Source organism: Roseibium sp. MB-4 (assembly GCF_053005265.1).
Genome location: NZ_JBRKQB010000003.1, coordinates 218,953 through 241,219 on the forward strand (window position 1 = coordinate 218,953; position 22,267 = coordinate 241,219).

The 22,267-nt window shown below is 56.8% G+C and carries 25 protein-coding genes and 1 other RNA gene; 15 read left to right on the forward strand and 11 right to left on the reverse strand.

Features of this window, described 5'->3' with window-relative positions; translation table 11 throughout:
* Positions 1-19 precede the first annotated feature (19 nt).
* Positions 20-769 (forward strand): VOC family protein, encoded by a 750-nt coding sequence (locus ACVDG4_RS17515; RefSeq protein WP_447236060.1) that lies wholly within the window; start codon positions 20-22, stop codon positions 767-769.
* Positions 770-798: 29 nt separating this feature from the next.
* On the opposite strand, the gene ACVDG4_RS17520 is transcribed toward ACVDG4_RS17515, so the two are convergent.
* The 5 genes from ACVDG4_RS17520 to ACVDG4_RS17540 all read right to left on the reverse strand — a co-directional run bounded on the left by ACVDG4_RS17520 (position 799) and on the right by ACVDG4_RS17540 (position 4,774).
* The gene (locus tag ACVDG4_RS17520; RefSeq protein WP_447236061.1) at positions 799-1,425 is read right to left on the reverse strand and encodes a hypothetical protein; all 627 of its coding nucleotides are present in this window, start codon (positions 1,423-1,425) and stop codon (positions 799-801) included.
* A gap of 79 nt (positions 1,426-1,504) precedes the next feature.
* Positions 1,505-2,719, reverse strand: a complete 1,215-nt coding sequence (locus ACVDG4_RS17525; protein ID WP_447236062.1) for a lytic murein transglycosylase — start codon at positions 2,717-2,719, stop codon at positions 1,505-1,507.
* A 64-nt stretch (positions 2,720-2,783) separates the two neighbouring features.
* Positions 2,784-3,362: a histidine phosphatase family protein gene (locus ACVDG4_RS17530; RefSeq protein ID WP_447236063.1), complete on the reverse strand. Its 579-nt coding sequence runs from the start codon at positions 3,360-3,362 to the stop codon at positions 2,784-2,786.
* Positions 3,359-4,306 (reverse strand): NAD(+) diphosphatase, encoded by a 948-nt coding sequence (nudC, locus tag ACVDG4_RS17535; RefSeq protein ID WP_447236064.1) that lies wholly within the window; start codon positions 4,304-4,306, stop codon positions 3,359-3,361. The genes ACVDG4_RS17530 and nudC overlap by 4 nt, the downstream gene beginning before the upstream one ends.
* 42 nt (positions 4,307-4,348) lie before the next feature.
* Positions 4,349-4,774 (reverse strand): HIT domain-containing protein, encoded by a 426-nt coding sequence (locus tag ACVDG4_RS17540; RefSeq protein WP_447236065.1) that lies wholly within the window; start codon positions 4,772-4,774, stop codon positions 4,349-4,351.
* A 288-nt stretch (positions 4,775-5,062) separates the two neighbouring features.
* Between ACVDG4_RS17540 and ffs the strand changes: the two genes are divergently transcribed.
* The 4 genes from ffs (at position 5,063) to recR (ending at position 8,488) form a co-directional block, all read left to right on the forward strand.
* Positions 5,063-5,160: signal recognition particle sRNA small type (gene ffs, locus ACVDG4_RS17545), an RNA gene on the forward strand.
* Between the two features lie 151 nt (positions 5,161-5,311).
* Positions 5,312-7,249, forward strand: a complete 1,938-nt coding sequence (locus ACVDG4_RS17550) for a DNA polymerase III subunit gamma/tau (RefSeq protein WP_447236066.1) — start codon at positions 5,312-5,314, stop codon at positions 7,247-7,249.
* 117 nt (positions 7,250-7,366) lie between these two features.
* Positions 7,367-7,687 carry a YbaB/EbfC family nucleoid-associated protein gene (locus tag ACVDG4_RS17555; protein WP_133949239.1) on the forward strand — a complete coding sequence of 107 codons (321 nt, stop codon included), beginning with the start codon at positions 7,367-7,369 and terminating at the stop codon, positions 7,685-7,687.
* 192 nt (positions 7,688-7,879) lie between these two features.
* Positions 7,880-8,488 (forward strand): recombination mediator RecR, encoded by a 609-nt coding sequence (gene recR / locus ACVDG4_RS17560; protein ID WP_306148338.1) that lies wholly within the window; start codon positions 7,880-7,882, stop codon positions 8,486-8,488.
* Positions 8,489-8,506: 18 nt separating this feature from the next.
* On the opposite strand, the gene ACVDG4_RS17565 is transcribed toward recR, so the two are convergent.
* On the reverse strand, positions 8,507-9,253 hold the full coding sequence (locus ACVDG4_RS17565; protein WP_447236067.1) for a class I SAM-dependent methyltransferase: 747 nt from the start codon (positions 9,251-9,253) through the stop codon (positions 8,507-8,509).
* 155 nt (positions 9,254-9,408) lie between these two features.
* Between ACVDG4_RS17565 and ACVDG4_RS17570 the strand changes: the two genes are divergently transcribed.
* The 10 genes from ACVDG4_RS17570 to ACVDG4_RS17615 all read left to right on the forward strand — a co-directional run bounded on the left by ACVDG4_RS17570 (position 9,409) and on the right by ACVDG4_RS17615 (position 18,208).
* Positions 9,409-9,972: a GNAT family N-acetyltransferase gene (locus tag ACVDG4_RS17570; RefSeq protein ID WP_306148036.1), complete on the forward strand. Its 564-nt coding sequence runs from the start codon at positions 9,409-9,411 to the stop codon at positions 9,970-9,972.
* A gap of 79 nt (positions 9,973-10,051) precedes the next feature.
* On the forward strand, positions 10,052-10,720 hold the full coding sequence (locus ACVDG4_RS17575) for a sulfate transporter family protein (RefSeq protein ID WP_447236068.1): 669 nt from the start codon (positions 10,052-10,054) through the stop codon (positions 10,718-10,720).
* A gap of 28 nt (positions 10,721-10,748) precedes the next feature.
* On the forward strand, positions 10,749-11,666 hold the full coding sequence (locus tag ACVDG4_RS17580; protein ID WP_447236069.1) for a glutaminase: 918 nt from the start codon (positions 10,749-10,751) through the stop codon (positions 11,664-11,666).
* Positions 11,667-11,971: 305 nt separating this feature from the next.
* The gene (gene sdhC / locus ACVDG4_RS17585; protein WP_447236070.1) at positions 11,972-12,370 is read left to right on the forward strand and encodes a succinate dehydrogenase, cytochrome b556 subunit; all 399 of its coding nucleotides are present in this window, start codon (positions 11,972-11,974) and stop codon (positions 12,368-12,370) included.
* A gap of 10 nt (positions 12,371-12,380) precedes the next feature.
* Entirely contained in the window at positions 12,381-12,764 is a 384-nt protein-coding gene (sdhD, locus tag ACVDG4_RS17590) for a succinate dehydrogenase, hydrophobic membrane anchor protein (protein WP_447236071.1), read from the forward strand.
* 5 nt (positions 12,765-12,769) lie between these two features.
* The gene (gene sdhA / locus ACVDG4_RS17595; RefSeq protein ID WP_209178870.1) at positions 12,770-14,596 is read left to right on the forward strand and encodes a succinate dehydrogenase flavoprotein subunit; all 1,827 of its coding nucleotides are present in this window, start codon (positions 12,770-12,772) and stop codon (positions 14,594-14,596) included.
* A gap of 20 nt (positions 14,597-14,616) precedes the next feature.
* The gene (locus tag ACVDG4_RS17600; protein WP_447236072.1) at positions 14,617-15,507 is read left to right on the forward strand and encodes an FkbM family methyltransferase; all 891 of its coding nucleotides are present in this window, start codon (positions 14,617-14,619) and stop codon (positions 15,505-15,507) included.
* Complete coding sequence (locus ACVDG4_RS17605; protein ID WP_447236073.1) at positions 15,504-16,349, forward strand: FkbM family methyltransferase; 846 nt, start codon at positions 15,504-15,506, stop codon at positions 16,347-16,349. Before ACVDG4_RS17600 ends, ACVDG4_RS17605 begins: the two co-directional genes overlap by 4 nt.
* A 73-nt stretch (positions 16,350-16,422) precedes the next feature.
* Positions 16,423-17,205, forward strand: a complete 783-nt coding sequence (locus tag ACVDG4_RS17610) for a succinate dehydrogenase iron-sulfur subunit (RefSeq protein ID WP_133949223.1) — start codon at positions 16,423-16,425, stop codon at positions 17,203-17,205.
* Between the two features lie 490 nt (positions 17,206-17,695).
* The gene (locus ACVDG4_RS17615; protein WP_008193018.1) at positions 17,696-18,208 is read left to right on the forward strand and encodes an Hcp family type VI secretion system effector; all 513 of its coding nucleotides are present in this window, start codon (positions 17,696-17,698) and stop codon (positions 18,206-18,208) included.
* Between the two features lie 132 nt (positions 18,209-18,340).
* On the opposite strand, the gene ACVDG4_RS17620 is transcribed toward ACVDG4_RS17615, so the two are convergent.
* From ACVDG4_RS17620 to ACVDG4_RS17640, 5 genes are all read right to left on the reverse strand, one after another.
* Positions 18,341-18,577, reverse strand: a complete 237-nt coding sequence (locus tag ACVDG4_RS17620) for a hypothetical protein (protein WP_209172121.1) — start codon at positions 18,575-18,577, stop codon at positions 18,341-18,343.
* Between the two features lie 79 nt (positions 18,578-18,656).
* Positions 18,657-19,964 (reverse strand): sensor histidine kinase, encoded by a 1,308-nt coding sequence (locus ACVDG4_RS17625; protein WP_447236074.1) that lies wholly within the window; start codon positions 19,962-19,964, stop codon positions 18,657-18,659.
* Positions 19,948-20,631, reverse strand: coding sequence for a winged helix-turn-helix domain-containing protein (locus ACVDG4_RS17630; RefSeq protein ID WP_447236075.1), 684 nt, complete (start codon positions 20,629-20,631; stop codon positions 19,948-19,950). The genes ACVDG4_RS17625 and ACVDG4_RS17630 overlap by 17 nt, the downstream gene beginning before the upstream one ends.
* Before the next feature lie 88 nt (positions 20,632-20,719).
* Positions 20,720-21,061 carry a PepSY domain-containing protein gene (locus ACVDG4_RS17635; RefSeq protein WP_133949215.1) on the reverse strand — a complete coding sequence of 114 codons (342 nt, stop codon included), beginning with the start codon at positions 21,059-21,061 and terminating at the stop codon, positions 20,720-20,722.
* A 142-nt stretch (positions 21,062-21,203) separates the two neighbouring features.
* Positions 21,204-22,181, reverse strand: coding sequence for a DUF808 domain-containing protein (locus ACVDG4_RS17640; RefSeq protein WP_447236076.1), 978 nt, complete (start codon positions 22,179-22,181; stop codon positions 21,204-21,206).
* Positions 22,182-22,267: the final 86 nt, after the last annotated feature.

Sequence of the window (22,267 nt, forward strand, 5' to 3'; positions counted from 1 at the left end):
GATGGCGTTGGACAGTGGGATGACCACGCGCATCGCCGCCATTGAATTGAACGTCTCTGATCCGGCGAGACTGGCAGACTTTTATTGCCGGACTTTGGGCATGATCCGATCTGAACGGGATGGCCATGTCGCTGTTGGATATGGGGCCGATGGTGCTGTTCTTCTGCTGAAACAATCAAACAGCTCAGACCGATATCGGCACGAACGCTCCGACCGCTACTGGAAAATCGGGGTGACAATGCCGGACCTTGACTGCGCACATGCCGTCTTGGCCGCAAAAGGCGTTTCTGCATCTGCACCGCATCAATTCCGCGATGTCGGCTATCTAAGCCATCTTGAAGACCCGGAAGGCCATATCATCGAACTGCTTCAGCACACTTTTGAGGGTGTTCCAAAAACAGATACGGGGGATCCAGAGCGTCCACTCGGCGGTGGGGCGGAGATTGGATTGGTCACGCTTAGATCTACCGACATTGAAGCAGATCTTGCGCAGTGTGAGGAAGAATTTGGCCTGCGTTACCTGGTCCGCGAACAGCTGCCGGAACTCGGGTTCGATCTTTATTTCTTGGGAAAACGGAACGAGACAGCGCCAGACCCAAATCCAGATGCATTCATTAACCGTCCGTGGATCTACCAACGCCCATATACCGTGCTTGAATTTCAACACCTCCGGAATGGCATTGATGTCCAGTGGCCAATGCCCACGCAAAAGGGATACACTTGTATCAGAGTGGACGGCCGGGGCTCTCCCGATCAAGGTTTTGTCTGACCAGGCAGATAGATTTCGAAGAGCAGTGCTCAAACCGCGTCGGGGCAGCGCTCCAGGCCGTCTTCACCACCGAACTCTGCCATCTGTTCTTCCAGATCGAAATTGCGGACGAGAATTATAAACCCGCCCAATTCGGCAGCCTTTAAGAATGTGCTGACACGGATGTCTGACGGCCTTTCATCGGTCAGAAGACAGCCAGTCACACCGATGCTCAAATTGCCCTCAACCTTCTCCCGATCACTTTTGGACATAGAGGCCATGTGCTTTTGAAAACTGCGGAAGAACGGCACGTTTTCCTCCGGAATCCGGTAGATTTCCAGGCGATAACCGGTCTGCAGTTCCTGAGATAACTCAGCCTTGTCCGCCTTGGATTCTGTTTCCTCAAAGGCGAGCTTTTCTTCCATCAAGACAGTACCATCCGCCTTGCGTTTGATCGTCAGGGCCATGGTCGCCCCACCTTCGGGAATGCGAATTGCATCCGGGTATTTAACCGCTAGACGCAAAGCGCCGGGGTCTGTTTCCAGCATGTCAAACTGGCTGAGCTTGGCAATGGTCGCCAAAGGAACGTGGCCACACGCTGACATCAAACCACCAAGCATGAGGACCAGAACCAGCTTGGCAATTCCCGGTCGAGCGGGCGTTTTGTGAGCAAACATCAGTATCTCCCGAAAAACCGGGATGATGATTATCGCAAAACAATAAGAAATAAAATCAAAAAATTAATTTAGGTGCTGATTACCCTACCCAGCAGGTCGCAAAGAAACCATTCTTCTCCTGATCTTTACCGATAGAGCGGCGGGTCTTGAAACCGATGAGACCATCTGCACCGCCAACGTCATGACCATCACCTTCAAGACGCAGTTGAAGATTGCGTACTGCACCTCGGGTGGTGTCCTTCATTGGTTTCCAATCGCCGACAAAGCTTTTGTTCGAGCCATACCGGTCTGCAAGGTGACCGACAAACAGCGCGTAGGTGTCGCTCTCATTGTATTCCTTGATGACATAGAAGTTTTCGGTGGCGATGAAAGCCGGACCATAGCGGCCGGCCGGCAGCAAGATGTTGCCTGGTTGATTGATCTCGTGATTTGGGAACGGACGTCCACTAACCCGTGTGACACCTTCAGCTACAAACCTTGAAATCGGTTGCCGGTTGTCCGGCCCTTCGCGGGTGCAGGAGACCGTATTCGGCAAGCGGACCTCATAGCCCCAGTCCCGGCCGCTTACCCAGCCATGTTTGGCCAGGTAGTTTGCGATTGACGCCATTGTATCCACTTCCGACGTCCAGATGTTTCGCCGTCCATCGCCGTCAAAGTCGACCGCATATTTCAGATATGAAGACGGCAAAAACTGGGGTTGTCCCATGGCGCCACCCCAGGAGCTGCGCAAGGTTTTTCTGGAAACGTCGCCGGTTTGCAGGATTTGCAAGGCAGCAATCAATTCGCCTTTGAAGAAATCAGCCCGCTGCCCCATGAAGGCCCGGGTTGCCAGAACACGAACTGCATCATGTGGGATCTTGGCACCGCCATAGCCAGATTCCCTGGCCCAGATCGCAAGAATGATCCGTTTCGGAACACCGTACCGCGCTTCTATCTTTTGCAGCGTTGACGCGTGCTTTTGCATAAGGCGGCGGCCGCCGGGCACGAGTGCATTGAACTGATTGTCGCGGAAATAGCGCGCAGGCGAGCGGAACTCAGCCTGGAAATTGAACTTGGGAGGAGCACCCTTGCCGCCCGGGCCAACGAGGCCCGGCAGCGATGTATCTGGTGTCAGGCCTCTCAGTTCCCTGTCCAAGGTTGCTTGTGAGACGCCCGCTTGTCTTGCCGCTGGGACTACGGCCGAAGCCAGGAACTGACGGAATTGCTGGTCGTCCTGGCCGGCGAGTGCCAGATCTGATGGCAAGATTGAAAGGCTGAGGGCGAGCGTGGCAAGGCGTAGCGCTTTGGCAAACACGGCTTAGTCTCCATACATCGGGAGTACAGAGACTATCACGAAGACAAGCGTCAACCGACAGCTGTTAGAGTTCTGTCCAAGCCAAACTTGAGCCAGACTGCGATGTCAGCCAGTCCTTATCAAACCGGTACCAGCTACCCCCACACTTCTGATCATGTGCCCGTGAGATAGGTGCGCCCATTAGGTGGCACATCAACAGGGTTCCGACCGCGCCGTGTCCGGTGAAGAGAACAGGATCTTCTTCTTTCACTGAGCGCAGAACGGCTCGGATACCGGTGACAATGCGCATTTGTGCGTCAATCGCCCGCTCCCAGCCGCGGATGGATTCGTCCGGTTTGGCAAAAAACTGATCTGCGGTCCGCTCAAATTCTTCCCGTGCCAGATAGCCGGTCGCGGAGCGGTCATTTTCGTGGAGCGCCTTCAAGACTAGAGGCTTCAGCTCGAGGTGTCCTCCGACAATTTCGGCGGTTTCGACGGCCTTGACCTCGCCGCTGGAGACAATCCGCTGAAAGTCTTTGGCAAACGGCAGATCCGCGGCGAGGGCAGCGCGGTCGCGGCCAATTTCGGACAGCCGCCACTCCTGAATGGGGACATCCGGATCGATTTCGACTTCCGGATGGGTCAGATAAACACACCAAGTCATAAGGATGTCTCCTCTAGCCAGCCGGTAATGAGTTCATATGCGATGGAAATGGACGGCGGGATCATGTGCCCCTCCGGATGGGTGCCCTCAATCATTTGGCGGACCTCGTCGCGGCTGCACCACTTGCAGGCCTCGAGTTCGTCATCTTCGATGATGATGTCTGTCGACAACGCATCACCGATGCAGCCGAGCATCAAATTGGCCGGAAAAGGCCAGGGTTGGTTGGAAATCAAACGGACTTCTCCGACCTCAATGCTGGATTCTTCCAGCGTTTCCCGCCGCACAGCCTGTTCGATCGTTTCTCCCGGCTCCATAAAACCAGCAAGTGTTGTGTAGATCCCTTCCGGCAACCGGGGCGGGCGCCCCAGCAGGGCCCGGTCTCCGTCTGTGATCAGCATGATGACGCAGGGATCTGTGCGCGGAAAATGATGGGCGCCGCAGGATGGGCAATCGCGGCGGTATCCCCCTTCGCTCATGACCGTTTTTTCACCGCATTGCGAGCAATGCCGGTGCGTTCGGTGCCAGTGGATCAGGGCGCGGGCTTGCGCCAACGCGCCAAGTTCTTCTGGAGGGAATGTCCGTTGGATGGCCAGCTGCCTTAGATCCTGCAGATGCAGGCTTGGCATCTCCGCCAATTCTTCATCCTGTTGGGCTAGTGTCGTCGCAAAAACGGCTCGGCCTGTTTCAGGCCGCAATCCCAAGAAGACCATTTCTTCGCGTGACGCGTTTAAGGTCAAAGCATCTTTGAGCGTGTGTCCGAACTGCGGAGGGGGCCCAGCCGGAAAGACCAGCGTCCGCGGCGTCGACAAAACAATTTCAGTATCCGGTCTATCCAGGAGCCCGCTTAAGTAGGCGCGGTCGCCGCGACGCGTTGACTGGCGGTCGAGTGTGTTCCCGAGAAAACTCATTTCCATCGCTGGCAAGTCGGCATCAGGCGCACGCATCAAGTAATCCTTGGATTTGGGAGAGTTTTGTAAGGGGCCGGGTCAGTCGAATTCGGTTTCCGCTGCAAAACTGTCCCGCAGGCGGTTTATCAAGTGTTCATCCGCAGCGTCTTCGTAAGGTTTGGGGGAAACTACCCCCCAAATTGGCCCGGGCCAAGCCGCGTCATCTCGGAAGCGGGCAATGACGTGAACATGGAGTTGAGAAACCTGGTTACCGAGAGCGCCAACGTTCAGTTTCTCGCATTCAGTTGCCGAGCGCAAAACTCGGCTGGCCAGCGCAATTTCCCGCATCAGCTGAAGCTGGTCATCTTCTTCCAAATCGATGATCTCAACCAGATCCGGCTTGCGCGGCACCAACAGCAGCCACGGATAATTGGCGTCCTTCATCAGCCGAACAGTCGATAACGGCAAATCCAGAACCGGGATGCTGTCTCCTTCAAGACGCGGATTGAGATCGAAAAAGGTCATAAGGTCAAACCGATACAGATAAAGGCCATCGGGGCGTGAAGAGACTGAATTAGAATATGTTATCTCACCATACGTCCAGTGCAGACGGGAAAGAAACCTCTTTTCACGCGGGAGCCATATGGCGCTACGAAAAACATAGCTGGCGATATTTCCGTCAAATGTCAATCTTGGATGGCGTCACAAGACAATGAGGCGGAGTGTCTGCGAACTGCTGGCACTTTTCCGGCAAAGAAAAAGCCGGATTTGCCTCTTGCCAACCACCCCATGAGTCCTGATATAAGTCGCTCGGGAGGTTGGTGGTGGACGAGCCACTCGCCAACCGGGTCAGGTCCGGAAGGAAGCAGCCCTAACGAGCCTCGGCACGGGTCGCCGTGCCAGCCTCCCACCCTTCAGTGTAAGGATATGCATAAGGCACCGCCGGAATTCCGCGGTGCTTTTTTGATTTTCGGGCCGCTCCCGGGATGTGCCTGTTGGCCTTTCCAGGAAAACCGATAAAACCCTGTCCACCTTTTGAAAAAAATCGGTATGGTGCGGCTCATGGATGACACTGGCTTTCCGCAAGAAGACACTGAAACCGGCCTTGGGCTGACCGGCGGGACAGGAACGGCGCCCGGCGCGGCCGAGGGCGGCGCTTACCGTGTGTTGGCGCGCAAATACCGCCCGAAAACCTTTGAAGATTTGGTGGGGCAGGAGCCCATGGTTCAAACGCTTGAAAATGCGTTTGATACCGGCCGGATCGCGCAAGCCTGGATGCTGACCGGTGTGCGCGGGGTTGGCAAAACCACGACCGCTCGCATTCTCGCCCGGGGTCTCAACTATGAGGTCCCTGGCGAAGCGGACAAGCCGACCGTGAAACTCACGCAGGAAGGCACGCACTGCAAGGCCATCATGGAAGGCCGCCATGTCGATGTCATCGAGATGGACGCTGCCTCTCACACCGGCATCAATGACATTCGCGAGATCATCGATGCTGCCCGCTACCGCCCGGCAACGGCGCGGTACAAGGTCTACATTATCGATGAGGTGCACATGCTCTCCAACGCAGCCTTCAACGGGCTGTTGAAGACGCTGGAAGAGCCGCCGGAGCATGTGAAGTTCATTTTCGCGACGACAGAAATCCGGAAAGTTCCGATCACGGTCCTGTCGCGTTGTCAGCGCTTTGACCTGCGCCGGATCGACCAGTCCAAGCTGATTGGCTTGCTGCGCCGGATCTCCGATGCCGAGGGCATTCAGATCTCCGATGAAGCCCTGATGCTGATCGCCAGAGCTGGTGAGGGCTCGGCACGTGATTCGCTGTCGCTGCTCGATCAGGCGATGGCCCATGGCTCAGGCGCTATCGAAGCTGACGATTTGCGACAGATGCTCGGACTTGCGGACCGCGCGCGGGTGATTGATCTCTTCGGCCACCTTATGGCCGCCCGGATCGAGGACGCACTAGCCGAGCTGCAGGCGCAATATGAAATTGGTGCGGATCCGGCGATCGTTCTGACAGATCTTGCCGATTTCACACACCTCGTGACACGTATGAAGGTCGCGCCGAAATCGGCAGACGAGGCCTCGGTGACGGAAGCTGAGCGCGCCCGAGGTCAGGAGTTTGCCGAGAAGATCTCAGTCCGGCTTCTGTCACGCGTTTGGCAGATCCTGCTAAAAGGCGTTCAGGAAGTTCAGGCCGCCTCCAAGCCATTGGCCGCGGCAGATATGGTGCTGGTGCGTCTTGCCTATGCGGCGGACTTGCCAGATCCGGGCGAATTGATGGCGCAGATCCAGAATGGCCAAATGCCGGCATCCGGCGGGGCGCCGGCAGGTGCCTCTGGCGGCGGCACAGCTCCGTCCGGCGGTGGTGGACAGGCAATGGCTGTTGGCGCGCGGGCGATGCCACAAGGCACCCCACAAGGTGGCCCGGTCATGCAGGCGTCCGGTCGGCCGCAGCTTTCCGCCATCCAGGGCGGCATGCCGCAATCAGCGCCTGCACAACAAAAAGCGCCGCAGAGTGCACCGGAGCCGGAGCCCGCTCAGCCGCAATCTGCTTACAATCTAAAAAATCTGCATGACTGTGTCGCCTTGGCGTCGGAAAAGCGCGACATCCCGATGAAGGTTGCGATCCAGCGGCAAATGCGGCTTGTGAAATTCGAACCGGGCAAGATCGAGATCCAGCCAACCGACGATGCGCCAGCCGATATCGCCGGGGAATTCGGCCGCAAACTGACTGAATGGACGGGCCAGCGCTGGTTTGTCGTTGTGTCGCGGACGCAAGGCCGCCCCACGATCCACGAAGAGCAGGAAGCCAACCAGCAGCAGCTTCTGTCAGATGCCAAGTCCCATCCGACTGTCGCGGCACTTTTGGCCCAGTTTCCAGGCGCCAAGGTGATCGACGTGAAAGTGCAGGCTTCTGAAGAAGACGAAGCTGCCATGGCCGACCCTCTGGTCAACGATCCCTTGCTGAATGAAGCGCTGGGCAACGACGACGAAGATTAGAGTCGGGCGCCGTCTGCGGTGGTCAAGCTTGCGCCCTGGCAATTGTTCTTCTAAACGCAGACCCCAAATAGTGAGAAACGGCGGGGACCGCCTGCCAGGTTTTCAAGGAGAGACCCGATGGACTTCCTCAAGATGATGAAGCAGGCCAAGGAAATGCAGGAGCAGATGGGCTCTTTGCAGGGACAGATCGAAGACATCGAAGCGGAAGGTTCTTCCGGAGCGGGCCTGGTCACCGTGCGCCTCAACGGCAAAGGCGAGCTCAAAAGCCTCACAATCGACCCGTCTCTGATGAAAGAAGGCGAGGGTGAGATCCTTGAAGACCTGATCATTGCCGCGCACACCGACGGCCGGGTAAAGATCGACCAGGCAATCCAGGAAAAGACCCAGGAAATGATGGGCGGCCTCGGCCTTCCGGCCGGCATGAAATTGCCGTTTTAAGGTTTTTGAGAATTGGCTAGCGCCGCGCTCTTGCCTATTCCGTCATCCTCGGGCCTGAGCCGAGGATCCATGCCGTAATATCTCCGCGCACACCTGAATTGCGGCTAAGTCACGGAATGGGTTGCCGGATCAGGTCCGGCAATGACGACGGTGGGTGTCGCCTCGATTTCAATAACATCGGATCGGAAAAACATGGCGCAGAAGCAGGTTGCGGGACCGGAAATCGAGCGATTGATCCAGTTGCTGGCCAAGCTGCCGGGGCTTGGGCCGCGGTCGGCCCGCCGGGCCGCTTTGCACCTCATCAAAAAAAAGGACCAGTTGCTCGTCCCGCTGTCTGAGGCGATGGGCGTTGCGGTCCGCGACATTGGCGTCTGTTCGGTGTGCGGTACGGTAGACACGTCCGACCCTTGCACGATCTGTTCGGATGACAAGCGGGACCCGAGCGTTCTGGTCGTTGTCGAAGACGTGTCCGATCTCTGGGCGCTGGAGCGTGCAGGTGCCGTCAATGCCCGCTATCATGTGCTCGGCGGAACACTATCCCCGCTGGATGGCGTTGGCCCGGATGATCTGAACCTTGCCTCCCTGATCGACCGCTGTGGCGCGCCGGAAATTCAGGAAGTCATTCTGGCAATCAGCGCGACCGTCGAAGGCCAGACAACAGCCCATTACATCATGGACCAGCTTGGCCATTCGGATGTTCATGTCACCAAGCTGGCCCACGGCGTACCCGTTGGCGGTGAGCTTGATTATTTGGATGAGGGCACGTTGGCGCAGGCTCTGAAAGCCCGAACGCGGTTTTGAGATAAACGGTACATAAGGCTACTGCTCAAATCGAAACAACCGGCAATAGCCGCCATTCGGGATCGCGAGCAATTCCTCCGCAGATGAAAAACCTGCTGCGCGCCCGGCAGTGAGCCAGCCGTGTGCGGTCTCCGGAAAATCACAAGTCTCGATATGGGTCATCAGGCGTTCAAACTGTTCCTCAGTGAGTGGCGGCGACCAGTCTTTCCGGAATTGCTGTCTGTTTTGCCGGTTGAAGATTTCGAGGGATATGCCCTCCGGCAAGACAGGTTCGAAGGAGAAGAACACGCCGTTGGAGCTCAGCGCAGAATGGATGGCTGAGAAAACTTGCGTCTTTTCTTCAATGCTCTGGAAATGATGCAAGCACAGCCCGCACCAGATCACGTCATATGTGCCCGGGTTTTCACAGAGCGTAGTGAGTATATCAATTTGCTCCAGTCGTGCGTCAAAGGGCGCGTCATTCATGTTCTTCCTGGCGATCTCAAGAGCTTGCGGTGACAAGTCAACGCCGAGATAGTCTTTGACGGCGGTTTTTCGAAGAGCACGGGACATGACATCCGCATCTCCGCAGGCAAGATCCAGAAACCGGATGGCGCCGGAAAACCGCGTCGTCATTTCTTGAACCAGGGTCTCTGAAACTTCCTTATGAAAGAGCAGATTATTGTCGACCAGCGTCCGGTAAATCTGCCAGTCGGTTTCGAAAATGGTTGCCGGATCCAGATCTGTCGCGACAGGTGTTGCAGTTGGATCGTGTGCGTTGATCATAGGTAAAATGCAATCTATGAGGGTTATATAAGAAAGTGCACCTTAGGATACATTTTATGGAGGAGGAACGAAAGCAACCTTGATCACCATATGTGACCTGAGGAATGATGACACGAACGCAAGTATCCCCGCTTGTTGCTCAAGGATTGTTACTCATGTTCCCGAACGCAGCGTTGCAAGCACCGGCGCCAATCATGACCCGCAGGCTGTGTCTGAGGGCGCCGAAGCTTGAGGACGCGTTCGACATCGATCCGATATACAACGATTTTGACGTCGCCCGCTGGATCAACGTCCCTCATCCTTGCCCGACCGGATTTGCCCTTGAGCGGTTTCAGCGGTTTCTGACCTTTCCGCCGCACGAACGCTGTTTCATCCTTGCGAAAAAATCAGACAAAAAACAAAAAGCCATTGGCCTCATTCTGGCGAACTGGGCGGATGGCGAAAAATCGCCGATCATCGGCTTCTTTCTGGCATCGAGATTTCACGGCAAGGGGTTCATGGGCGAAGCGCTGGATGCGGCCCTTAAGGAGCTGTTTCAGCTGACCGGCGCCGAAGAGATTCGAGCATCTTTTTATGACGGCAACATCGCCTCGGACGTTCTGCTGAAGAAGAAGGGGTTTACGCCGGTTGGAACCAGTATGGACTTCAATCGCGCTACCGGTAAGACAGAGCAGCAGACGGATCTCATTCTTCCCCGATCCGTTTTTGAGGCTAAGTGATCCTTTTCTGTGGCCACTTGCGCAGGGTCAGACCGGCACTTATGTCGTGGCAGTCGATCACAAACCCTTGAAGGCAAGAATGTTCCAGTCCGCCAGCCGTGCCATGTCCCAGGTGTTCGAGCGCCCGTTTCGCGCTGTCTTCTGGAAAATGCTTGGCTTTACGCTGGCCGTTCTCGTGGTCATTTGGATTGTGTTGCAAGGGTTGGTCGCGGGGTTCGTTGCGTTGCCCTATCCGTGGCTGGAAACGGCTCTGTCCGTTCTGACTGGCATCGGGGCTATTTTCGCGCTTGGATTTCTGATTGCCCCGATTTCCGCGCTGTTTGCCGGTCTGTTTCAGGACGAGATCGCGGATATCGTGGAGGCACGAGATTATCCCGGAGACCGACCCGGCGAGGCTCTGCCGCTTTCCAAGTCAATCCCTCAGACGATCAAGTTCACTGGTGTTGTGATCCTTGGCAACCTCTTCGCGCTCGTGTTGCTTTTGGTGCCGGGGGTTAATCTCGTGGCGTTTTTCCTGGTGAATGGGTATCTGCTCGGCCGTGAGTTTTTCGAGTTCGCAGCCATGCGCTTCATGCCACCGGCGGAGGCGCGGGCGTTCAGAAAAGCGCGCGGGGGCACGGTCTTTTTGGGCGGGTTGGTCATTGCCGGGCTGCTGGCTGTTCCGATCCTGAACCTGGTGACACCGATCTTCGCCACCCTGTTCATGATGCATCTTTACAAGCGGCTTGCATCCAAGTCCGCGATCTGACCTAGTCTGCCCTCAAAACGAGGGCAACATGCAAGACCTGCTGACCACCATCGCGGACGCGGCGCTCAAGTCGGAAGACAAGGGACAGGTTGCGACCTACATTCCCGAGCTAGCCAAGATCGATCCCAACCAGTTCGGGATTTCGATTGCGTTAGCGAATGGAGATGTCTTTTCCGCCGGCGACGCGCATGTCCCGTTTTCCATCCAGTCGGTGTCCAAGGTTTTCGCCCTGGCCCTTGCTCTTGGCCGGGTGGGCGATCAGCTCTGGCACCGGGTCGGGCGAGAGCCGTCAGGTCTCTCCTTCAACTCAATTCTGCTCTTGGAGAAAGAGGAGGGCATCCCGCGCAATCCGTTTATCAATGCCGGTGCGCTGGTTGCGACCGATACTTATCTTGCCGGCTCGTCACCGCGAGAGGCTCTCGGCGAGCTGGTGCGGTTCATCCGTGCAGCAACGGATGACGACAGCATTCATATCAATGAGAGTGTCGCAAGCTCAGAACTTGCCACCGGGCATCGAAACTTTTCGCTCGCGCATTATCTGGCGTCTTTCGGCAATCTTCGCGCATCGGTCGACAAGGTCTTGGGCACCTATTGCCACCAATGCGCTGTCGAAATGACATGTGCGCAGCTCGCGCTTGCCGGCCGGTTTCTTCTCGAAGGCCCGGATATGCCAAAGCTTGTGTCCAGCGAACGGCGGCGGCGCATCAACGCCTTGATGATGACCTGCGGTCACTATGACGGATCGGGTGACTTTGCGTTCCGTGTCGGACTGCCGGGCAAGAGCGGCGTCGGTGGCGGGATCCTGGTGATTGCTCCGGGGCGGGCGTCGATTGCGGTGTGGTCGCCGGGACTAAACAAATACGGCAACTCCAAGCTCGGGACTGAGGCGATGGAACGAATTGCTCACGAGACCGGATGGTCCGTATTCGGGATGCCGCAAGCCTGATCAAAAAATACGCAAGTGACGCAAACGGAATGCGCCCCTTGCAGTGAGTCGTTTCTTGCTCTGACTGAAAAAATACTGCGCTGTCTACGTCTCAAACGGTGCCAATGCGCGGCAAACCGGCGCAATATCTGGTTTTCTGACAGTCACCTAACCCATTTTACCGATTCACAGGTCGTTTTTCGCGATATAGACCTATAGGATATTTTGACGTACGGCGGCGTTGGCGTTAGAACCCCTCTAGACAACGCCTTGAAATGCTTACGTTTGCGTAAACGTAAGAATGCGTCGCACGGGAGAGGAAATCCATGTCGAACGCCGATTTGCGGGGCAATCGCCCGCTGTCGCCCCATCTTCAGATTTATAAACCCATTCTGACGATGGTTATGTCGATCTTGCACCGCATCACCGGAGCGGCGCTGTATTTCGGCACCATCCTTCTGGCCTGGTGGCTGATCGCAGCTGCTGCGGGACCGGCCTATTTTGATTTCGTCAACGCGATCTACGGTTCGATTTTCGGCCGGCTGATCCTGTTCGGTTTCACCTGGGCCCTGGTCCACCACATGCTTGGTGGCATCCGCCACTTCATCTGGGATATGGGTGCCGGGTTTGAAAAAGGCGCACGCGAGTGGCTTGCCAAGGCGACGATCATCGGTTCCGTTTCCCTGACGCTGATCCTTTGGATCATCGGCTATGCAGTTCGCTAAGGAGACCGTCATGAGCGATATGCGCACACCCCTCGGCAAAGTTCTCGGCCTCGGTTCTGCCAAGGACGGTACTGACCATTTCTGGAAACAACGCCTGACAGCAGTTGCGAACGTTTTCCTGATCTCCTTCTTCGTGATCCTGGTAATCTCAATGCAAGGTTCTTCGCACGGCGATGTGGTCGAGACCCTGCGGAACCCGCTGGTCTCCATCATTCTCCTGCTGGTGATCCTGTCCGGCGTCTATCACATGAAGCTCGGGATGCAGGTCATCATTGAGGACTACATTCACGGCGAAGCCCTGAAGTTCCTGACAGTAATGGCCAACACGTTCTTCTGTGTCTTCATCGGTTTCGGCTGCATCTTTGCAGTGCTTAAGATTGGCTTTGGAGGTTAACCCGTATGGCCAAGACCTACGAATTTGTCGACCACACATATGACGTGGTTGTTGTCGGCGCCGGTGGTGCTGGCTTGCGCGCAACGCTTGGCATGGCCGAGCAAGGACTGCGCACCGCCTGTATCACCAAGGTGTTTCCGACTCGCTCGCACACCGTGGCTGCCCAGGGCGGCATCGCCGCTTCTTTGACAAACATGACGCCGGACTGCTGGGAATGGCACATGTACGACACAGTCAAGGGCTCCGACTGGCTCGGTGACACCGACGCCATGGAATATCTGGCCCGCGAAGCGCCGAAGGCAGTTTACGAGCTGGAGCATTACGGCGTTCCATTCTCCCGGACCGAAGACGGCCGTATTTATCAACGCCCGTTTGGCGGTCACATGCAGAACTACGGCGAAGGTCCTCCAGTACAGCGCACCTGCGCGGCCGCTGACCGGACCGGTCACGCGATCCTGCACACGCTCTATGGCCAGTCTCTACGCCATAACGCGGAATTCTACATTGAATATTTCGCACTTGACCTGATCATGTCCGAGGACGGCGTGTGTCAGGGCGTGATTGCGTGGAACCTTGACGACGGCACCATCCACCGATTTGCGGCGAAGATGGTTGTGCTGGCGACCGGGGGATATGGCCGATCCTATTTCTCTGCCACCTCCGCACACACCTGTACCGGTGACGGCGGCGGCATGGTGGCCCGGGCAGGCCTGCCGCTTCAGGATATGGAATTCGTGCAGTTCCACCCAACCGGGATCTATGGATCCGGCTGTCTGATCACGGAAGGGGCCCGCGGTGAAGGCGGCTATCTGGTCAACTCCGAAGGTGAGCGCTTCATGGAGCGCTATGCACCGTCCGCGAAAGATCTGGCATCGCGCGATGTTGTGTCCCGCTGCATGACCATGGAGATCCGCGAAGGCCGCGGCGTCGGCAAGAACAAGGATCACATCTTCCTGCATCTGGATCACCTGGATCCGGCGATTCTCGCCGAGCGTCTCCCGGGTATTTCGGAAAGTGCGAAGATCTTTGCCGGTGTTGATGTCACCAAGGAGCCGATCCCGGTTATCCCGACGGTGCACTACAACATGGGCGGCATTCCGACCAACTATTGGGGCGAAGTGCTCAACGCCAACTCCGATCATCCGGACCGGATCCAGCCGGGCCTGATGGCTGTCGGCGAAGCCGGCTGTGCGTCTGTTCATGGCGCCAACCGCCTTGGCTCCAACTCGCTCATCGACTTGGTGGTCTTTGGCCGCGCTGCCGCGATCAAAGCCGGTGAGGTTGTTGATCCGAAGGAAGCCGTTCCATCGCCGAATGAAGCGTCTTGTGAGCGGATAATGGATCGTTTCGACAAGCTCCGGAACGCCAGTGGTTCCACACCGACAGCCGAGCTACGCGACCAGATGCAACGTGCCATGCAGGAAGATGCAGCGGTTTTCCGGACCCAGGAAACGTTGGCTCAGGGCTGCAAGCGGCTCGATGACATCTGGAAGGGCATGAGCGATCTGAAGGTTTCTGACCGCTCCATGATCTGGAACTCCGATCTGGTGGAAACACTGGAGCTGGAGAACCTGATGGCGAACGCGATCACCACCGTTTACGGCGCTGAGGCCCGGAAAGAGTCCCGCGGTGCGCATGCCCGTGAAGACTACAAGGACGGTGACTTTGCCGGCCGGAACGACGCGGACTGGCGCAAGCATACATTGGCTTGGGTGAATGAAGCGGGCGACGTCAAGCTGGACTACCGTCCGGTTGTCACTGAGCCGCTGACCCCGTTCCAGAACGGCGGCATCGATCCGAAGAAGATCGCGCCGAAAGCACGCGTCTACTGATCGGAACGAAGTTGGCTCCAATGGCGGCAATCCTGGATACAAGCAGTCCATTCGGCACATACCGTGCCGGGTGGCTCGCCAAAGCTGCTTGGCGAGCAGCCGATGCCCATCGGCTGCCCGACTGGCTGCGCTACAAGATCCGCCATTTTGTTGCCGACCGGTTTCCTGGTCCCTACGACACAAGCGCTGAAGGCCTCACCTTCCGGATCTACCCGGGTGTAAACCGGGACGACTGGAAGATCGTTGCCAAGGACCGGCTGTCGGAAAAGGCCGAGCGCAAGATGCTGGCACAACACTTCAACAAGGACGCTGTTTTTGTCGATTTGGGTGCAAACATCGGAACCCATACGCTCTCCGCAGCAGAACTCTGCGGCCGGGTAATTGCGGTGGAAGCCAATCCGGATATTGCAGCAAAGCTGGCTTACAATGTTGAACTGAACAAGCTCGACAATGTCTCGGTCATGTCAGTTGCCGCGGGTCCTGAAGAAGGCACGTTCGATCTTGTGATTTGCCCATCCAATTTGAACCTGTCGACATTGTCAGAAGGCCTTGCGCCATCGCTGAAAAAGTCTGAATGGACGACCACATCAATCCGGGTCAGCCCGCTGGCGGTAATCCTTCAGGAGGCCGGTGTGGACAAGGTGGACGTCCTGAAATTGGATGTCGAAGGTTATGAAGATCAGGCGATCCTGCCTTATTTCCGGACGCAGCCACGGCACAGCTGGCCGCGCGTGGTGATGATCGAAGTCGATCACCAGCCGGAATGGAAAGAGGATTGTCTCGCAGAAATGGCGGTGATCGGGTACCGGGAAATCGGAACGACCGGCGCCAACATCATGCTGGAATTGACAGAAGTGACGCACGAAAGCGATCAGGCTCCGGCACCCGGAATTAAGGAGCTCGCCGAATGAAGAGGGACGCAATGGTGCTCGACACCAGAAGCCCGTTCGGCACTTATCCGCCAATTGGGCTGGTCCGAACAGCATGGCGGCTGGCAAGTCAGGCCAAGCTACCGAAAGGCTTGCGCAGGTATGTGCGCCTGTTTCTGGGCAAGATCTTCACAGGTCCTTACGACCTTGAGGCAGACGGCCTGAAATTCCGGGTGTACCCCTCCGACAATTACGATGACCGCAAGGTTCTGATCAAAGGCCGGTTGCCTGAGGTGGAGGAACACAAGCTCATCAAACCGTTCTTGTCCGACGATGCGGTGTTTGTCGATGTCGGCGCCAATATCGGCGTCTATACGGTCTTTGCCGCCCATCATGGAGCCCGTGTGATTGCGCTGGAGCCCAACGCCCATTCGGTCGACAAGCTGCAGTGTAACATTGACGCCAACGGGCTCCAGAACGTGACCATTGTCCCGACCGCCGCCGGTCCGCGCGAAGATGTTCTTGAGCTTTATTCGGAAACCTCCAATCGTGGTTTTGGCACGCTCGACAAGCGGGTCACCAATGGTGAATGGGGTGGAGACTGGGCACCTTCGACCGTGAAGATGCGGCCGCTGACAACGATCGTTGATGAAGCGGGCGTGAAGAAAATAGACGTCTTGAAAATCGATGTGGAAGGCTTTGAAGACCGGGTTCTTCTTCCCTTCCTGCGTCACGCGGAAAAGAGCCTTTGGCCGCGCGTGATCCTGCTTGAAATCAATTGCCGGCCCTATTGGTCCGAGGATTGCCTGACGGAACTGGCAAACCGGTCCTACAAGGTCACCGGCCGAACGAACGACAACATGATCTTTGAGTTGGCCGCCTGAGCGGTGAATTCAAGAAATTGGCCCGACAGCCTTATCTGGCGCGAACAAGGGCCCAACGCGGAGCATTGAAAAGATGGTTCAGCTGACGCTACCCCGGAACTCACAAGTGACGGACGGCAAGGTTTGGGACAAGCCGGAAGGGGCAACCAACCTGACCGAATACCGGATCTACCGCTGGAACCCGGATGAGGGCAAAAACCCGCGCGTGGACACTTACTTCGTCGACCGTGACGACTGCGGTCCGATGGTGCTGGATGGTCTCATCTACATCAAGAACAAGATCGACCCGACCCTGACGTTCCGCCGGTCCTGCCGCGAAGGAATTTGTGGCTCCTGCGCGATGAACATCGACGGCACCAACACCTTGGCCTGTACCAAGGGCATGGAAGAGATCGCCGGCGACGTGGTGAAGATCTATCCGCTGCCGCACATGCCGGTGGTCAAGGATCTGGTTCCGGACATGACCCGGTTTTATGCCCAGCACCGCTCCATTGAACCGTGGCTGAAAACGGTGACCCCGGCTCCGGAAAAGGAATGGCGCCAGTCCCATGAGGACCGTCAGAAGCTGGACGGCCTTTACGAGTGCATTCTCTGCGCCTGCTGCTCCACCTCCTGCCCGAGCTACTGGTGGAACGGCGACCGCTACCTCGGCCCGGCTATCTTGTTGCAGGCTTACCGCTGGCTGATCGACAGCCGGGATGAAGCAACCGGCGAGCGTCTCGATAACCTCGAAGACCCGTTCCGCCTCTACCGGTGCCACACCATCATGAACTGCTCCCAAGCTTGCCCGAAAGGTCTGAACCCGGCGAAAGCCATCGCCGAAATCAAGAAGATGATGGTCGAACGCCGCGTCTGACGCTGTCGAAGCGTTTGCTTCGGGAACCGAAAATAAGAAAACCGCTCCGGAGGAATTCGGGGCGGTTTTTGTTCGGTCTGAAGCGTGCTTTTGGATCTAATAGAAATATCAGCGATTTGCTCTCCGGCTGCGCAGTTTTCGCACACTGCATCCGGTGTTAGAGGCTTCCCGAACTGCAAATGGCTCTCAAATAGACGTGCCAGATCAAGAGCGGCGGCCGGTTCCTGGGCATTTTGTGATTCTCATCACACGGCCTGTGTGCACGTTCCTGCGCGCCCTTCGGGAGAGTGTGCAGAAATCTGCACAGTTGGCAAAATCGTTAACCCCGGCAGGAATCGGTAATCACCATATAAAACAGTGAGATAAGGAAAATTCCCGAAACTGGCACACCCGTTGCTAAGTTGTTGGCATCGGCACCGAACAGAAATCAAACGGCGCCCCAGACTTCGAAAGTTACAGACCAACCGCTTTAAGAGCAGGAGACGGAAAAATGGCAAACGTTGCATACATGACCATCAGCGGGTCCACCCAAGGTGAAATCACCTCCGATGCTACAACGGCAGATTCTATCGGCAACAATTGGCAGGAAGGCCATGAGGGTGAATCCCTGGTCTACAAGTTCGAGAGCAACGCAATTGTTCCGCGTGACCCGAACTCCGGTACCGCAATCGGCACCCGCCGCCACCAGCCGACAACCATCATCAAGCCGCTGGACAAGGCGTCTCCGTTGATGTGGCAGGCATTGGCCACCGGTGAATCATTGGAGATCACTATCAACTTCTGGCGTACGTCTACTTCTGGCGTCCAGGAGCACTACTACACGATCAAGTACACCGATGCGGTTTTGGTTGAAGGCAAAACCATATTGCCGGACGTCTTCGATGATGCGAACGCATCCCGCGGCGATCAGGAGCAGTGGTCCTTCACTTACCGCAAGGCGGAGTGGACCCACGAGAAGGCCGGCACATCCGCTTCTGACGACTGGCGCGCTCCGGTCACCTGATCGGCCTTTGGTCTTTAACGAAAACCCCGGTCACTTTGGCCGGGGTTTTTGGTTTCGGCGCTCTCAAAACACAAAGAGCGCGAGGATACCTTCGCCCTTTAGGATACGTCAATTGGCTTGCCCCCGCTCCCCTTACGCCGCCGTTTGAGCATCTGATGGCATATCGATGTCCTGCGGCTCGGATTGTTCAGCCTGTTTTTGTGCCATGGCCAGGAAGGGCGCTGCGATCAACGCCAGTCCATAGGCGGCCAACGCGAACATTGCCAAGAAGGCGATTACCGTAAAGCCAAGGCCGGCCATCACACAGCCAACCAGGACGACGATGGCGCCGGCAAAGGTGGCAGTGGTTTTTTCAAGAATGGATTTCATTTCCAGTATCTCCAGTTTGTCCTGTCGTTTCGATAAACTGGATATGGAGACCCGGTTTTACGTTCCGCTCCGCCGGGCTTTACATTTTTGTAAAGTTGAGCGAGACGCGCAGACCGGACGGCTGGACTGAAGAAAGTTCGAGTTTCGCGGTGTGCCGGTCGACGACGGCCCGCACCAGCGCAAGGCCAAGGCCTGTGCCCTCGCTTTCCCTGGCAGCGTCCAGACGCACCATGGGCTTGATGATCTCGTCAAAGAGATCGGGGTCAACGCCAGGTCCATTGTCCGATACGCCGATTTCCGAACCACGCGCGAACAAGGTGATGTCCGGACCACCATGGACCAAGGCGTTCTGAATGAGGTTTGCAAGCGCCTGGATCAACATGCTCCTGTCTGCCAGAACGCTTTCACCGGATTTTGCCGAAAGGACAAGCGCCTTGCCCGAGTCCTCAACGACCGGGCCATAAATCTCCGCGACTTCGTCAATGAGGGCGTTCAGATCCACCTGTTCGAAGCCTTCCGTTCCATGGGCCGCCTCGATCCGGGCAACTCGCATGATGGTGTCGAAGATGCCGGAAAGTCGTTCTGCTTCTTCCAGCGCTGCGCCGCGCTCTTCGCCGTCTGGCAGGCTTTCAAGTTGGGCACGAAGGCGGGCGAGGGGCGTGCGCAGGTCATGCGCGATACTGGCGCTGAGATTGCGGGTCTGGGCGACAAGGCGCTCCAACTCTTGAGCGGTTCGATCGATTTGCCCGGCAAGATCATCGAGATCATCAGTGGAGCTGGCAACACCGATGCGCGCTTCAAGGTCTCCCGTCGCCAACCGATCCAGCACCCCGGTGATCCGGGCAAGGCGCCGCTGAACTAGAAAACCGGCCCCGAGCCCGATGACGAGCACCAGGACGAGCACCACCCCGGCTGTGCTCCATAGTGCGTTGCCCAGAAGTTCCAGAGCGTCTTCGCTGGCATCAAGCGGCACGGCGATCAGTACCGGTTCCCCTTCCTTGTCCCGTGAAATCAGGATCCGCCAATCTTCCGCGCGCCGGAAGTCTCGTTTGAGACTGACAGTGCCGCCACCTGTGCGCACGACCTTCTCAAATTCCTTCGGCAAGTCGCCGATTTCAGAAAGCGGGCGGATTATGACGGAGAATGTATCTGTTTCGGTGTCGTCGGCTTCGACCGTCGCGGCCAAACCTTCAAGGGCCGTGTCGACCCGGTTGAGAACAGCTTCCCGGCCAAAGGTCAGTGCCAAAAGAATGGCAACCGCCATGCCGACGGCAAAAATGGCAGTTAACAGCAACGATAGCCGCAAGGTGGAGGAGCGGAGCAGCCATCGGACGCGGCGAGTCAGCGTGGCTCTAACTGTGTCGAGTACCTTACTTACCGAAGACATAACCCTCGCCCCGTCTGGTGCGGATCAGTTCATCATCAAACGGTTTGTCGATCTTGGAGCGCAGCCGGCTGATATGGGTTTCCACGACCGAAGTCGTCGGATCAAAGCTCATGTCCCAGACCTGTTCCAAAAGCATGGTGCGGGTCACGAGGCGGCCAGGGCGCCTCATGAAATACTCTAGCAGTTTGAATTCCTTGGCCATCAGGTCGATCGCCTGTCCCTGGCGTTCGCAGCGGCGGGCCAAAAGGTCCAGACTGAGATCTCCATAGCGCAGTGTGGTGGGCTCGGCTGTGCTGGTTCCGCTACTGTCCCGTCGGCGGCCAAGAGCATTCACGCGGGCCGAAAGCTCGGCAAAAGCAAAGGGTTTGGTGAGATAATCGTCGCCGCCCGCGTCAAAACCCTCCACCCGTGCGTCCACTTCCCCAAGGGCGGTCAGGAACAGCACCGGGGTGGTGTCTTCGGAGGCGCGCAATGATTTCAACACGGAAAGACCGTCGAGACCGGACACCATCCGGTCGAGGATCAAAACGTCATAGTCCTGACCCATGGAAGCAAGAAGCGCTTCCTTGCCATCGGTGAAATGATCGACCACGTGGCCTTCTTCGCGCAGGCCGCCCGCCACCCACGGCCCGAGTTGCCGGTCATCTTCCAAAAGCAGTATCCGCATTCCAAATCCTTACCCCGTTGCATGGCGTCAAAACAGGAAAAAGGCCGCCATCCCAGGCAGCCTGTTCCCTAACACGTTCTGTTACGGATTACCCGGCGCGTTTGTTGTCGCCTTTCTTGTAATCATCATCGTCGTCGTGATCATCGTCCTGTTCGATCTCCAGGACCGTGCCAGACGCCGCGTCGATTTCGACTTCCATTTCAACACCGTCGGCCGTGACGATTTCGATCTCAAAGATTTCTTTGCCGTCTTCGCGCTCAAATTCGGTTTCCTGAACAGTTCCCGGAACCTCTTTCAGAGCGATTTCGATGGCCTGTGCTTCGCTTATGGCAGCTGGTGATGTTGCCGTTTGTGCAGCGACTGCACCAACTGCACCCGTTGCCAGAACCATACCTGCAACAACCGTACCTGCGATGATCTTCATGTTCATTACGCGTCTCCATCTTTGTGTGTGAAAGGCTTTCTGCCTTCCGATGAAACAAAGATGGGACAGCCAGTTTGCAGGCTTCTTGAGCGAAGTTTACATTTGTGTAAAGCGCAGAAGATTTGAATATTATAGATACTTACGCACCTCAATGCCCGCTGGCTTCTTCTTTCCTGCCTTTCACCATATGCCAGGTCGGTTCGATGACCTTTGTGACGATAGGGATCAGGATCAGTCCGAGGATCAGCCCGAAAATTCCGTCCATTGTTGCCGTTGCGAACCAACCGAGGAAACCTTCGGCAACGCCAATGGTGTGGGCGATATTGTGCGCGATGTCGTGAATGGTGTTGTAGAGGCCTTTCACGCCGAGTTCTTTCAAGCCGTGAATCACAATGGACCCACCGACCCAGAGCATGGCTGCCGTTCCGACCGTCATAAGAAATTTCATGACGCCGGGCATTGCTTTCACGATGCCAATACCAATTGCGCGGGTCACACCGAACCGCCCCTCGCGGGACAAGTGCAGTCCAAAGTCATCTGCCTTCACGATCAGCGCAACCGAGCCATAGACCATGACCGTGATGCCGATCGCGACCACCGCCAGTGTGGAGGCCTCCATCCAGATATTGCTGTCCGGGATTTCGGACAGCGCAATGGTCATGATTTCGGCGGACAGGATGAAGTCTGTCTTGATTGCTCCGGAGACCTTCTGTTCTTCCAGATGGGTTGGGTCCTGCACCAGGTCTTTCGGTTGGTCCGCGTCGTGATGGCCGGGAACAAAGAGGTGATAGACCTTCTCCGCCCCCTCGAAACACAAATAGGCTCCGCCGAGCATCAACAAGGGCGTGATGATGCCGGGCAAAAATGTGTTGAGCAAAAGGCCCACGGGCAGCAGGAAGATCAGCTTGTTCTTTAGCGACCCTTTGGCAATGCGCCAGACAATCGGCAACTCGCGGGCCGGGGAAAACCCGGCAACATATTTCGGCGTCACCGCTGCATCGTCAATGACAGCCCCAGCCGCTTTGGACCCAGCCTTGGCCGCTTGACCAATCACATCATCCACGGACGCTGCGGCCACCTTGGCAATTGCTGCCACATCGTCAAGTAGGGCGAGAAGACCGCTCATGGCCGCTCCTGAATTATTCTTCCTGTCAGTTGCGTAGACCATACAGTCTTTTCACGACAGGCCAAATGCCGGATGACAAGCAATAC